Below are 12,719 nucleotides of genomic sequence, written 5' to 3'. Positions count from 1 at the left end.
TTCGATCGCAATCAACCAATCCGGGTCAGCGCCCAGCGCACCGTTTTTCGCACATCGGGATCCGTGTCGGAGGCATGGGCCATCAGCGGCTCGCGCGCCGATGGATCGGCAATCTCGCCGAGCGCTGCCGCGGCCTCCTTGCGGAGCGACGGCAGGTCGCTCGCAAGCTGCGCCGCTATATCGGCCACGGCCGATTGCGCCTTCAGGCTCCCGAGCGCGCCAAGACACTTCTGGCGGACCTGCCAGTAGTCGTCCGCTAATCCCGCAACGAGACCGCCGACGGCAAATGCCTGGCCGATCCTCCCGAGCGATTGCGCCGCGGCCGCCCTCACCTGCCAGACATCGTCCCGTAGCGCCGCAGCAACTGCGGTGGCCGCTGCGACCTGTTTTGTGAACGACAAGGCGTTGACCGCCTCCGCACGGACAGAAGCGTCGGCGTCGCGCGTGGCCGCGATCAATGATGGCAGCGTTTCTTCGAGTTTGAGATAGGCGATCACTCCCAGCGCCTCGGCCCGCACCTGAGCGCTTTCGTCCGACATCGCTTTAAGTGCGGGACCAAGCGCTGCGCGTGAGCGCAGTCCCTTCATTCCGCGAAAACCGGATGCGCGCACAAAAGGGTCCGGATGTGTAGGCAACGAAAGGAGCGCGGGAACCGCAGACGGATCCTTCAACTCGGCAAGGCTGTCCGCCGCAGCAGAAGCCACCGATCTATCCAGATCAATCAGGAGTTTCGCCAGCCCGCTGGCGGCATCGATCGTGTCGAAATCGCCGAGTGCCATCGCCACCTGAAGGCGCACGGTCGCATCGTTGTCTCCAACCATCGCCAGCAGATGCAGGAGACTGTCCGGCATCGCCGTCTCGGCAAGATCGATGACGGCGAGGCGGCGAACGGCGGGATCCGCATCAGCGAGACGGCCGACAATTTCATCGGCATTGCCGAAATCCTCGAATGGATCGAACGTCGCCATGTCAGCGCAACAGGTAGGGGATGTTGACGGTAACGGCGCCCGTCGGACAATCCGTTTCACACGGCATGCAATACCAGCATTCGTCGAACTTCATGTAGGCCTTGCCGGTGAGGTCGCTGATACGCAAGACATCGAGCGGGCAAACCTCGACGCAGACGGTGCAGCCCTTGTCGGCGATGCATTTCGCTTCGTCGACGACGACGGGAACTGTGGTGGGGGAAAGTGCAAGCGGCATGGCTCTCCTCGATCAGGCTTGGTTGGAAACGCGCAGACGCTCGTAGGCCGTTCGCTCTTCGGTCTCGATAGGAACGATGTAGGGCTCAATGGCGCGCTTCTCGGAGCTCATGCGGCCATTCATCTTGCGAAGCAGCGTGTGGCAGAACCAGTTCTCGTCGTCCTTTTCGGGATAATCGATCCGGTTGTGATAAAGGCCCCAGCGGCTTTCGGTCCGATAGAGCGATGCATGGGCGGCCATGTCCGCGCAATCGAGGATGGACGACACCTCCAATGACCGCATCAGCTCATGCGCGTTGCGCGCGACGAGGGTTGTCTCAAGGTCGTCCCTGGCCTCGGCCAATCGTTGCTGGCCGATCTGCATCCGAGCCGTCACCTTGGGCGGCTGCAGGTAGTCGTTGACGAGGCGCCGCACCTTGTATTCGAGCTGGTTGGGGGGAATTCCGTCGTCACGACGCGTCGGCGCCAGAACGCGCTCGCGCTCGAGCCGCACGAAGTCGGGATCGTAGTCCGGAAGGTCGGTTTCCAATGCCACCTCTGCCGCATGCTCTCCAGCCACCGCCCCGTTTGTGAAGGCTCCGAGCATGTAGTTGTGCGGCACGCTTGCCATGTCACCGGCAGCATAAAGGCCAGGCACGGTCGTGCGCGCATATTCGTCGACGAAGACGCCTGATGCGCTGTGGCCGGAGCAGAAACCGATCTCGGAAATGTGCATCTCGATCATCTTGTCGCGATAGTCGGTGCCCCGCGCCGCATGAAACCGCCCACGGGAGGGGCGCTCGACCCGATGCAGGATGTCTTCGATCTCACCGACCGTGTCGGGATGGAGATGGTTGAGCTTCAGGAAGACAGGGCCTTTTCCCGATTGCAGCTCATTGTAAAACTCCTGCATCATCTGTCCGGACCAGTAATCGCTTTCGATGAACCGCTTGCCCTCGCTGTTGGCGGTGTAGGCGCCGAACGGACCGGCGACGTAAGCGCAGGCGGGACCGTTATAGTCCTTGATCAGCGGATTGATCTGGTAGCATTCGAGGTTCGCGAGCGCCGCCCCGGCATGATAGGCCATGGCATAGCCATCCCCGGAGTTCGTGGGATTCTCGTAGGTGCCGAACAGATAGCCCGAATGCGGCAGGCCGAGCCTACCGGCCGCTCCCATGCACAGGATCACCGCCTTGGCCCGAAGCACGAGAAATTCCGCCGTGCGGGTGTTGACGGCGACGGCACCGGCGATGCGACCATCCTTCGCCGTCAGCAACCGGGTGGCCATGAAGCGGTTGGAAATCAGGATGCGCTCGCGTTTCAGCTGGCGATAGAGCGCCTTCTTGACCGTTTCGCCATTCGGCATCGGCAACACATAAGTGCCGAGGTGATGGACCTTCTTCAGGTCGTAGTCGCCGTTGGCATTCCTCTGGAAGCGGATGCCGAAGCGATCCAGTTCCTGGATGATGTCGTAGCAGCGTGATGCGTAGTTGAAGACCGGCGCCTGATCGACGATGCCATCGTTGGCGATCGTGATTTCCTTCGTGTACTGCTCCGGTGTCGCATAGCCCGGCACGACGGCGTTGTTCAGCCCGTCCATGCCCATCGAGATTGCGCCGGATCGTTTCACGTTGGCTTTTTCCAGCAACACGACGTTCAGCGCAGGGTTCTTCTGCTTCGCCTTCAAGGCCGCCATCGGACCGGCGGTTCCGCCGCCGATCACCAGGACATCGCAGGCAACTTCCGACAGGCCATCAATAAAATCGTCCATGCTTCTTCCTCAAAACGTAGAGTCGGCGATCGCGCGCAGGTAGGGCCAGGGGTAGATGCCGCGATCATGGCCATCGGAAAAAACCAGCCGGATCGCGTAGGTGCCGATTGGCTCTGCACCGCTGAGGGTGACGGCATCATAGGAACCAGCGCGCCCTTCGATATCCGCGCGCACCTGGCTGGCAGCGCGGCTGCGCGCCCGCAGCACGGTCGCCGGGATATGAGAAACCGCCCCATCGTCCCACGTGACAGCGAGACTGCTGCGTGCAGCATTGACCTTGAGACTGATAGCGATCATGGGCGCTCCTTGATGGTTCGACCATTTTAGGAAGGTGGGGGCCCCGCACACGCAATAAATTGCCTTGGCATTTCGATAGGGACCCTGTCGCAGCCGAACGAGGTCCCCACGAACGCGCGCCAACGCCCGTAAGGCCGGGCGACGAAGCGCACGTCCGCACCCGGCGCCCACGATCGTGGCCGCAAACCCCAACGCTCTCGCCGGCAGTCAAATCGAACGCTACACGGCCTCAAGTATCTGACGCTGCAAATCGACCGCACGGGGGTCAGCCAGCTCCCGCCGCGGACGCTCGAGATCGATGTCGATATCGAGCGCGATTGCCCCTTCCCGCAGCACCACCACACGGTCGGCAAGCGCCACCGCCTCCGCGACGTCGTGGGTGATCAGCACGGTGGTAAAACCTCGACCCGTCCAGATCCCCTCGAGCAGGCGATGCATTTCAATGCGCGTCAGCGCATCGAGCGCGCCGAAAGGTTCGTCGAGCAACAGGATCTGCGGCGCACTGACGAGGGCGCGGGCGAGAGCCACGCGCTGACGCTGGCCGCCGGAAAGTACACTCGGCCAATCGTTTTCACGTCCCCCCAACCCCACGTCCGCGAGCGCTCGACGGGCAGTTTCTTGCCAGTTCTGGCCGCGGGCGATGCCGACGTTCTCGATGACCCGCTGCCAGGGAACAAGGCGCGCCTCCTGGAAAAGCAGGCGCACGGACGCAAGGGTGCGGTCAACCTTTTGTCCGGCGATACTGACGCGGCCCGCTGTTGCCGCATCAAGACCGGCGATCAGCCGCAACAAGGTTGATTTGCCGCCACCCGACCTTCCGACGACGGCAAGAAACTGGCCCGCGGGAACTTCCAGGTTGAAACTGTCGAGGACGTTGAGCTGGCCGAAAGACTTTTCGACCCGCGACAGCGAAATCGGGAGACCGCCGTCGCTTTCCCTCACATGGGCCTGCAGGGCACTCATTGTCGGCCCCCCTGCTTCAACTGATAGGCCGGATGCCATACGAGAACGCGCTTCTCAATCGAACGGGTCACAACATCAGCGAATTTTCCGAGAAGCGCATAGACGATAATGCCGAGCAGGACGACGTCCGTCTGCAGGAACTCCCGCGCGTTCATCGTCATGTATCCAATGCCGTTCGTCGATGAAATCGTTTCAGCGACGATCAGCGTCAGCCACATGAAACCGAGAGCATAGCGCAGGCCGACCAGGATGGAGGGCAGCGCGCCGGGAAGAATGATGCGGCGGATCAGCGCCCTGCGGTCGAGCCCGTAGACGGACGCCATTTCAACGATCTGAGGGTCGATGGTTCGCACGCCATAGAAGGTGTTGATGTAGATCGGGAAAAAGACGCCGATCGAAACCAGAAAGATCTTGGCGGTTTCATCGATACCGAACCAGAGGATCACGAGCGGGATCAAGGCAAGATGCGGGATGTTGCGCACCATCTGGACGGTGCTGTCGAGGAGGGTTTCGGCCGGTTTCCACAGACCGGTAACGACGCCGGCGACGAAGCCGAGCCCACCGCCGATCGCAAGGCCTATGAAGGCCCGACGGGTGGAGGCGAGCGTATGGAAAAGAAGCGAGCCATCAAGCAACGACCGCCAGAAGGCCGCAGCAATCGTCGTCGGCGCCGGCATGAGGCGGGCGGTGACGAGACCCGTGCGCGCCGCAATTTCCCAAACGACGAGAAGCGCAAGCGGAAGAGCCCATGGAGCGAGCCCGCTCCACAGGTTCTTCAGATTGGGCCTGCGGGCTTCGCCGGTAGCAATACCGGCTACCGACACGTCCACCATCAGGCACCGCCTTTGCGCACGACGTCCGCGATCGAGATCTTGTTCGGGATCAGGCCGAGTTCGAAGAAGGTATCGGCGATCGTCTGTTGCTGTTTGACGATGCCCTCATCGAGAGCCTTCACGCCGTACGATTGTCGCTGCAGCGCGACGGCCAGCACGTCCGCGGGAATGCCAACGGAAGGCGAAAGTTCGGCGGCCGCGGCGGCCGGATTGGCCTTCGCCCATTCGTCGATCTCTGCAACGGCCTCGATCACCGTATCGACGGCCTCGGGATGGCCGTCCACGAATGGCTTTGCGCCCAGGTAGAACTGGTGGTTGGGTACGATCCCTTCGCCGTTTCGAAGTTCGCGTGCCTCGATCGCGAGCTCGGCTGCAGCCTGGAACGGGTCCCAGATCACCCAGGCATCGACGGCGCCCTGTTCAAAGGCAGCGCGGGCGTCGGCGGGCGGAAGGAAGGAGGTCTTGATGTCGCTATAGTTGAGACCAGCCTCCTCCAGCGCCTTCACCAGGAGGAAGTGCACGTTCGAACCCTTGTTAAGGGCGACGGTCTTACCCTTGAGATCCGAAACCTTCTGGATGGGGCTACCCTTCGGCACGAGGATCGCCTCGCCGCGCGGCGCCGGCGGTTCATGGGCGATATAGACCAGCGGCGCGCCGGCCGCCTGCGCGAAGATCGGCGGCGTTTCTCCCGTCGTACCGAAATCGACTGCGCCGACATTCAAGGCTTCGAGAAGTTGCGGGCCCGCCGGGAATTCTGCCCATGTGACCGTGTAGCCGATCTTCTCCAGCTTCTTCTCCAGAAGACCCTTTCCCTTGAGCAGCACAAGCGTGCCGTATTTCTGGTAGCCAATGCGGATCACTTTGTCGGAGGCTGCTGCGGGAGCGAGCTCAAGAAGCGGCACCGTAAACAGGGCCGCAAGCGCTATCGAGAAAAGGCGTCTGGAAATCATAATGACGTTCTCCTGTGCGAAAGGTGTATATTAGCACATATAATCGATAGATTTCACCTTCATTCTAGAGCGCCCTTTCCAAGCTTACCGCCGCGCGTAGTTTTTTCTCCTCACGCCTGGGAGTTTGCGACGATAGAGCTTCCAACCATCGGCTCAGTTGAGCGCCGAAGCGACCGTCAGCAAGCCGACCAGACCGCAGGCGCTGCCAGACAGGTGTGTGCAGTCAAAACACCCTTCCTTCCCTCAGATGCGTGGTCGTGCCGTTCAGCAGGTAGTCGCCCAGCACACGCGACTTATGCAGGAGCGGGTTGTGGTTGAGAACGGTGCGGATGTTGCGCCAGTGCCGATCGAAGTTGTTGCCGCGCGAAGTCGCCGAGCCACCGCCGAGCTCGAACATGCGCTCAGCGCTTCGCAATCCGAGCTGGCCAAGAACAAGCTGCGCTCGCGCTGTCGTCAGCGCGCTCTCGATCAAGGCGTCCTCGATCTCGGCATCGTTGCTACTGCCCAAGGCGGCAACCGTCCGGTCGAGCGCAACCGCGGCGGCGGCAACCGCCGTGTCGATCGCGAAGGAATTGGCGGCGATTTCGCCGATCACCTGCTGCACGAACGGATCCTGATTGGCCGTTTCGGCGCTGCTGTGGGCGGCAGATCGCGCTTGGCTGCGAACATAGGCAAGGCCGTCCGAAAGGACGTTGCGCACCGCGCCGGCAGCACTTGCCGCCAGATGCAACTGGCGCAGCGTCGAGCAGTGGCGACCGACGAGATTGTCGAGGGCGCGCCGGGCCAATTCGTGCGGAAACACCTCGACATTGTCGAGGATGACGCCGCCGCTGGCGGTCAGGCGCTGCCCCATGCCATCCCAATCGTCAAGAATGGTAATGCCCTGCCGGTCGACCGGCAGGAGAACACCAACGGCCTGCCCCTCCTCGTCCAGCGCGCTGAACGAAGCGAAGTCGGCAAAGGCTGTTCCCGTGGCATACCATTTGCGGCCGTTGAGCCTGTAGGTGTCGCCCTTTCTGGCGATCGTCGTCGTCACCTGGCCGGGGCGAGCCGTGCCTTGCTCTGTATGGGCGCCGCCAAAAAGCTTGCCGCTCAGAATAAGCTCGACCGCACCGGCATCCCGCTCACGAGGCTCGCTGAGGATAACGTTTTCGACATAGTTGAAATGGGACCGGAGCGCGTGGGCGACGTTGGAATCGGCAGCACCGATCGCCGCGATCATCTCGATGTAATCTGCAACAGAACCGCCCGGCCCGCCGAGCGCCGCCGGGATGCGCAGGGTTCCAAGTTCCAGCTCGCGGAAAAGCTTGAAGGCTTCGAAGGGAAGTTGACGCTGCAGGTCTCGTTCGGACGCGCCCTTGGCGACTTCGGCCACGAAGCCGGGAATGCGCGCGAGAAGCTGCGCGCGTGTTGGGCGGGAAACAGTCAGCACCTTGGTTATCGTCACACGTCAACTCCGACACTGAAGAAAAAGAGAGTGCAGCCAGGGTCCGCTCCGGCTACACTCGCGCCTTCGACGACTACGTCGTCGAGATCATTTACGATTGCCCGTCGAGATAGATGCCTGCCCCATTGCTCCAGAGATGCTCGACGCCGAGCTTCAGGTTCTTTACCCGCTTGTCGTAGACGGTGATGACAGCCGGGGTGACGATGTCGAGCGTCGGCAGATCCTGAACCACCAGTTTCTGGAACTCGTTGAAGAGCTGCAGGCGCTTCTTCGGATCGATCTCGACGGCGGCCGTTTCGAGCAGTCGATCGACGTCCGGGTTCGAATACTTGGACCCGTTGGTGAAGGGCACGCCCGGCTTGAAGTTCTTCGACCAGTAGAGCCGCTGAACACCGACGGTCGGGTCGTAGAGGTTACTCATGCCTTCAATGGCGATATCGAAGTCGCGATCGGTGAAGACGCGCTTGACGAAAGTCGCAAAGTCCTGGGTTCGCAGCTCTACCTTGATGCCCACTTTGGCAAGGGCCTGGGCGATGTATTCCGCGGTCTGCTTGGGAGGACCGGAAGGCTGGGTCGGATCGATGAACAGCTTGAAGCGGAAACCGTCGGCGCCCCGCGCATAACCTGCCTCGTCGAGGAGCTTTTCGGCCTTGGCCGGGTCGAACTCGTATTTGGGAAGGTCCGGAGTGTAGAACTTCGCGAGATCCGGGCTGACAGGCCCGTCGAGCCGCGTTGCATAGCCGAGGTAGACGGTATTGACGATAAAGTCCTTGTCGACCGCGTGCGCGATCGCATGGCGCACCTTGATGTCGGCAAGATACTTGTTTTCGAGATTGAACTCGGCGCGGGCGATGCTCGGCGAATAGGGCGCCGGATCGGTATCGACGACGAGGTTCGGGTTGGCCTTCAGCCGGTCGATGTCGGTGAGCGGCAGGTTGGCGGTCGAGACCTGCACCTCGCCGGTCTCGATCGCAGCGACGGCTGCCGCCGGATCGATGATGAAGCGGAAGATGATCTGATCAAGGTAGGGCTTGGGCGAACCCCAATAGTCCTCGTTGCGCACGAAAAGCGCATGGCTTCCGCGCACCCATTCGACGAACTTGTAGGGGCCGGTGCCGACAGGCGCGACGTTGTGCGGGTTTTCCGCAATCTTTGTGCCTTCATAGAGGTGCTTCGGGACGATTGGCGCCTCGAAGCTTGCAAAGGCGGTCAAAAGGTAAGGAGCCGGCTTGGCAAGGATCAATTCGACCTCATGCGAATTGAGAATATTGGCCTCCTTCACATGGGCAAAGGTCGCCCGACCACGTGGGTGGTTTTCCTTAAGCGCCAGGATCGAAAAGGCGACGTCTTCGGCCGTGAAATCCTTGCCGTCGTGCCAACGGACACCCTGGCGCAGCTTGAACCAGTAGCGCAGGCCATCTTCGCTGACCGTCCACTCGGTGGCGAGCAGCGGCTGAGGATTGAAGTCCTTGTCATAGGTGAGCAGGCTCTCGGTCGCCTTGCCGCTGATGTAGTAGGCAGCGCCGGCGCTATGGGCGATAAGGACAAGAACTGGCGGTTCGGTGCCGATGTTGATCGATACGCTGCCGCCGCGCGGCGGCTCGTCTGCCGCGAGCGAGGGCACCGGCAGCATTGGAACGGCAATCGCGCTCGCCAGCGCAACGGAGGAAAGGAGGAACGCGCGCCGCGTCGGCTTGAAAGTCCCGTTGTGTCTTGCTGTCATCTGAGTATCCCCTAGCAGGCGAAGCACAGGCAACGCCGATTTCTCCAGCACCCCTGTCAGGGTGTTAGCCAGACTTTATAAAATCTACTATATTTATCGAGATAGTGTAATTCTAAAGTCCAGGGCTTTTCTGAAAAAAGCTACTCACGCCGAAGCCTTTGCCGGACCGGCGATGTGCACGCAGACAGGATGAGTGTCTGTAAAAGCCGCCTTGGTGGAGGAAAAGTTCCCGAAGGGCCCATCGCACGACAATCCATCCCAAGATCGGCGGGCAAAAAGCAATCGACAAAATACATATGATAAATAGATTATTGCGATCTGCGCGCCCAGCATTCTGAAGGAGTTCTCCATGCGTCCCGAATTCATCGGCCATACGTCCAACAGGGAAGGGTCCGACATCGTGCCGGCCTCCGGTCCGGTCATCGACAAGACCTATATTCGCAATCACGTGCAGGCCGCGGAGGCCGCCGGCATCGATCGTCTGCTGATCGGCCAGTTCGCGCAATGGCCCGACAACAACCAGATCGCCGCCTATGTCTTCAGCCAGACCGACCGGATCGGGGCGCTGCTTGCCCACCGGCCCGGCCTGATGGCCCCGACACTCGGCGCGCGCCAGCTTGCCACCCTCGATCAGTTCTCCGAAGGCCGCTTGTGGGTGCATATCATCACCGGCGGATCCGACACGGACCAGGCTCGCGACGGCGACTTCGAGGATCACGACACCCGCTATGCCCGCACCGACGAGTATCTGCAGGTGCTGAGGAAAGTCTGGGAGAGCGATCAGCCCTTCGATCACGAGGGGCGCTTCTACAGGTTCAAGGGCGCCTATAGCCAGGTAAAGCCGTTCCAGAAGCCCCGTATCCCGATTTCCTTCGGCGGTTCGTCCGATGCGGCGATCGCCGTTGCCGGTAAGCACGCCGATATTTATGCGCTCTGGGGCGAACCGCTCGACGGCGCACGGGAAACCATAGGCAAGGTACGCACAGCGGCGATTGCCAATGGTCGCGCGGCAGACGATATCCGCTTCACCCTCGCCTTTCGCACCGTCGTGGCTGAGACCGAAGACGCCGCCTGGGCAAAGGCGGCCGATATCCTCGAGAAGGTCAAGTCACAGGTCGCGCGCTCGGCCGGCGGCAACGGCGAGAAGCTGCCATCTAACGTCGGTTCTGTTCGCCTGCGGCAGGCCGCCAGCCGCGGCAAGGTGCTGGACAAGCGGCTCTGGACCGAAGTCGCAGAAGCGAGTGGCGCCGGCGGAAATTCGACAGCTCTTGTCGGGACACCCGAACAGGTCGCCGACGCCATCCTCGACTATTACGACGCGGGCGTTTCCAACTTCCTCGTTCGTGGCTTCTACCCGACAGAAGATACCGTCACCTATGGGCGTGATGTCGTGCCGCTGGTCAAAGCTGGCATTGCTGAACGCCAAGCGAGAAAGGTTGCCGCCGAATGACCGCTCCGCTCGATATCGTCGACATCCATGCCCATCTCTGGCCGCCAGCCTGGCGTCCCGGAGGCAAATACGAAAAGCCCGCTGGCGCATTTTCGCCGGAGATACATCGAAAGATCACGACGCCTCAGGCGCTGGTCGACGAACTTGAACAAGGCGGCGTGTCGCTCGCTGTGGTCACGGCGACGATCGAAAGCCTCTTCGGATTGGAGGCAAGCATACCGCTTGAAGCCGTCCGGGAGGCCAACGACTGGCTGGCGACGCTTTCGCGCGAGCATTCTACCCTCACCGGATTTGCCGTCGTCGATGCCTTTGCCGGCGACGAAGCGGCCCGCGAAGCCGAGCGGGCAATCGTCGAGCTCGGTCTTTCAGGACTGGTGATTGACAGTTCACGCGCCAGCAAGTTCATCGCCGATCCCGCCGTCCGCCCCACGCTCGAAGTTGCGGCGCGCCACAGGGTTCCGGTTTTCGTGCATCCCGTCGCCCACCCGGACGCCGGCGTTCTGATCGACGGCGCCGGCAATCTCGGCAACTCGCTCGGGCGTGGATTGATGAACGGCGTCGCCTTCCTGTCGGTCAGCCAGTCTCCGCTTCTTGACGAACTGCCAGACCTGCATCTGGTCTTTGCAACGCTCGGTCTGGGCGCGATTGTCCAGGCGGCACGCGGCGGCATCTATGCTCGCTCTGCCAGGGAAGCGGGGCGACGGCCCAATATCTACTTCGACACGATGGGGCATGATCCGGACATCGTACGCACGCTGACAGGCTTTTTCGGCGCAGACCGCGTGCTTGCCGGCACGGACTGGCCAATTCTTCCTGCGCTCGATGCGGACGCGTTGCGGCAGAGCTTGGAGCAAGCGGGACTAAGCGATCAGGAGGCACGTCTCGTTGCTGGCGGCAACGCCCGGCGCCTTCTCGGCCTCAGGCACCAGCAGGCCGTAGCTGCGGAATAGTCACGCGCAAAACGAAGCCCCGGATCGATGATCCGGGGCTCTTTGCAACAGGATGGTACTGGTCGGGAGGTACCCAGCCAGGACCCTCTCAAGCGACGCGCTGCGAGCGGGCGAGCGGGATGATCTCGGCTTCGCCCGCGCCGGACCGCGGCTCACGGCCTTCGAGCGGGTGGCCCGGATCCGTGAAGCCCGGTGTCGACGGATGACCGGGCGCGACCAGGCGATCAACCAGCGCCTCGTCTTCCGCATCGAGCTTGACGTCCAGCGCGCGGATATAGCCATCCCAATGCTCTTCCGTGCGGGGCCCTGCGATGGTCGAGGTGATCAGCCGGTTGTTCAGCACCCAGGCGAGCGCGAAATCGGCGGCAGCAATTCCCTTGGCCTTCGCGTGTGCGGCAATCTCCTTGGCGATCGCCACCGATTCTTCGCGAAACTCCACGTCATGCATGCGCTTGTCGCCGCGTCCGGCGCGGGTATCGGCAGCTGGCGCTTCGCCGGGATTGTACTTGCCCGTCAGAACGCCGCGGGCGAGCGGGCTGTAGGACACAGCACCCAGTCCATAGGCTGCAGCCGCCGGCAGCTGCTCGGCCTCGGCGGTGCGGTTGACGATGTTATAGAGTGGCTGGCTTGCGATCGGCCGATCGATGCCGAGCTGGTCGGCGAGATGGGCGACTTCCGCAATGCGCCATCCCCGGAAGTTTGAGACCCCGAAATAGCGCAGCTTGCCGGCCTTGATCAGGTCGGCGATCGCCCGCACCGGCTCTTCGAGCGGCGCATCGAAGACGGCGCGATGAAAGTAGAGGATGTCGATGTAGTCCGTGCCGAGATTGCGCAGCGAGTTTTCGACAGTCTGATAGACCCATTTGCGCGAATAGCCCCCGAGGTTCGGCCCCTTCGCACGCGAATTGACGAACTTCGTTGCCACCACCCAATGGTCGCGGTTGGCCTTGATGCCGCGCCCGACCACCTCTTCCGACTTCCCGTCGTGGTAGACGTCGGCCGTGTCGATGAAGTTGATGCCCTGCTCGCGCGCCTTGTCGATGATGCGGAAGGCAACGTCGTCAGGCGTCTGGTTGCCGAACATCATGGATCCGAGCGTCAGCGGCGACACTTTGAGGGCGCTGCGCCCAAGATAGCGATACTCAACCATTCAA

The 12,719-nt window shown here is 61.9% G+C and carries 12 protein-coding genes; 2 read left to right on the top strand and 10 right to left on the bottom strand.

Going from position 1 to position 12,719, the window contains the following annotated elements; genetic code table 11:
• Positions 1-11: 11 nt before the first annotated feature.
• The 9 genes from FA04_RS29570 to FA04_RS29530 form a co-directional block, all read right to left on the bottom strand.
• Positions 12-968: a HEAT repeat domain-containing protein gene (locus tag FA04_RS29570; protein WP_034791616.1), complete on the bottom strand. Its 957-nt coding sequence runs from the start codon at positions 966-968 to the stop codon at positions 12-14.
• 1 nt (position 969) lies between these two features.
• Positions 970-1,203, bottom strand: a complete 234-nt coding sequence (locus FA04_RS29565) for a 4Fe-4S dicluster domain-containing protein (protein WP_034791614.1) — start codon at positions 1,201-1,203, stop codon at positions 970-972.
• Positions 1,204-1,215: 12 nt separating this feature from the next.
• A complete protein-coding gene (locus FA04_RS29560) occupies positions 1,216-2,952 on the bottom strand; it encodes a fumarate reductase/succinate dehydrogenase flavoprotein subunit (RefSeq protein ID WP_034791611.1) in 1,737 nt (578 codons plus the stop codon).
• A 9-nt stretch (positions 2,953-2,961) separates the two neighbouring features.
• Entirely contained in the window at positions 2,962-3,249 is a 288-nt protein-coding gene (locus FA04_RS29555) for a DUF971 domain-containing protein (protein WP_034791608.1), read from the bottom strand.
• Between the two features lie 219 nt (positions 3,250-3,468).
• Positions 3,469-4,251, bottom strand: coding sequence for an ATP-binding cassette domain-containing protein (locus FA04_RS29550; protein WP_090299375.1), 783 nt, complete (start codon positions 4,249-4,251; stop codon positions 3,469-3,471).
• Positions 4,209-5,045 carry an ABC transporter permease subunit gene (locus FA04_RS29545; protein WP_051659223.1) on the bottom strand — a complete coding sequence of 279 codons (837 nt, stop codon included), beginning with the start codon at positions 5,043-5,045 and terminating at the stop codon, positions 4,209-4,211. The genes FA04_RS29550 and FA04_RS29545 overlap by 43 nt, the downstream gene beginning before the upstream one ends.
• Entirely contained in the window at positions 5,045-5,998 is a 954-nt protein-coding gene (locus FA04_RS29540) for a sulfonate ABC transporter substrate-binding protein (protein WP_082936605.1), read from the bottom strand. Before FA04_RS29540 ends, FA04_RS29545 begins: the two co-directional genes overlap by 1 nt.
• A gap of 220 nt (positions 5,999-6,218) precedes the next feature.
• On the bottom strand, positions 6,219-7,442 hold the full coding sequence (locus FA04_RS29535; protein WP_051659222.1) for an acyl-CoA dehydrogenase family protein: 1,224 nt from the start codon (positions 7,440-7,442) through the stop codon (positions 6,219-6,221).
• 91 nt (positions 7,443-7,533) lie between these two features.
• On the bottom strand, positions 7,534-9,165 hold the full coding sequence (locus FA04_RS29530; protein WP_034791602.1) for an ABC transporter substrate-binding protein: 1,632 nt from the start codon (positions 9,163-9,165) through the stop codon (positions 7,534-7,536).
• A 349-nt stretch (positions 9,166-9,514) separates the two neighbouring features.
• Between FA04_RS29530 and FA04_RS29525 the strand changes: the two genes are divergently transcribed.
• Entirely contained in the window at positions 9,515-10,615 is a 1,101-nt protein-coding gene (locus FA04_RS29525) for an LLM class flavin-dependent oxidoreductase (RefSeq protein WP_034791588.1), read from the top strand.
• Complete coding sequence (locus FA04_RS29520) at positions 10,612-11,565, top strand: amidohydrolase family protein (RefSeq protein ID WP_034791587.1); 954 nt, start codon at positions 10,612-10,614, stop codon at positions 11,563-11,565. Before FA04_RS29525 ends, FA04_RS29520 begins: the two co-directional genes overlap by 4 nt.
• Positions 11,566-11,653: 88 nt before the next feature.
• Here the strand turns inward: FA04_RS29520 and FA04_RS29515 are convergent, their stop codons facing one another.
• Positions 11,654-12,715 (bottom strand): aldo/keto reductase, encoded by a 1,062-nt coding sequence (locus FA04_RS29515; protein ID WP_034791585.1) that lies wholly within the window; start codon positions 12,713-12,715, stop codon positions 11,654-11,656.
• Positions 12,716-12,719 lie beyond the last annotated feature (4 nt).

The sequence above is a fragment of the Ensifer adhaerens genome, from assembly GCF_000697965.2.
Lineage (GTDB): Bacteria > Pseudomonadota > Alphaproteobacteria > Rhizobiales > Rhizobiaceae > Ensifer > Ensifer adhaerens.
Note: the sequence above shows the minus strand (reverse complement) of the source record. Positions and strands in the feature narration are given on the sequence as shown.

What these genes read in the sequence shown, in the direction of transcription:
- FA04_RS29560 (WP_034791611.1), bottom strand. Translation starts at nt 2,952, where the DNA reads ATGGACGATTTTATTGATGGCCTGTCGGAAGTTGCCTGCGATGTCCTG.
- FA04_RS29525 (WP_034791588.1), top strand. Translation starts at nt 9,515, where the DNA reads ATGCGTCCCGAATTCATCGGCCATACGTCCAACAGGGAAGGGTCCGAC.
- FA04_RS29545 (WP_051659223.1), bottom strand. Translation starts at nt 5,045, where the DNA reads ATGGTGGACGTGTCGGTAGCCGGTATTGCTACCGGCGAAGCCCGCAGG.
- FA04_RS29520 (WP_034791587.1), top strand. Translation starts at nt 10,612, where the DNA reads ATGACCGCTCCGCTCGATATCGTCGACATCCATGCCCATCTCTGGCCG.
- FA04_RS29565 (WP_034791614.1), bottom strand. Translation starts at nt 1,203, where the DNA reads ATGCCGCTTGCACTTTCCCCCACCACAGTTCCCGTCGTCGTCGACGAA.
- FA04_RS29550 (WP_090299375.1), bottom strand. Translation starts at nt 4,251, where the DNA reads ATGGCATCCGGCCTATCAGTTGAAGCAGGGGGGCCGACAATGAGTGCC.
- FA04_RS29515 (WP_034791585.1), bottom strand. Translation starts at nt 12,715, where the DNA reads ATGGTTGAGTATCGCTATCTTGGGCGCAGCGCCCTCAAAGTGTCGCCG.
- FA04_RS29555 (WP_034791608.1), bottom strand. Translation starts at nt 3,249, where the DNA reads ATGATCGCTATCAGTCTCAAGGTCAATGCTGCACGCAGCAGTCTCGCT.
- FA04_RS29570 (WP_034791616.1), bottom strand. Translation starts at nt 968, where the DNA reads ATGGCGACGTTCGATCCATTCGAGGATTTCGGCAATGCCGATGAAATT.
- FA04_RS29530 (WP_034791602.1), bottom strand. Translation starts at nt 9,165, where the DNA reads ATGACAGCAAGACACAACGGGACTTTCAAGCCGACGCGGCGCGCGTTC.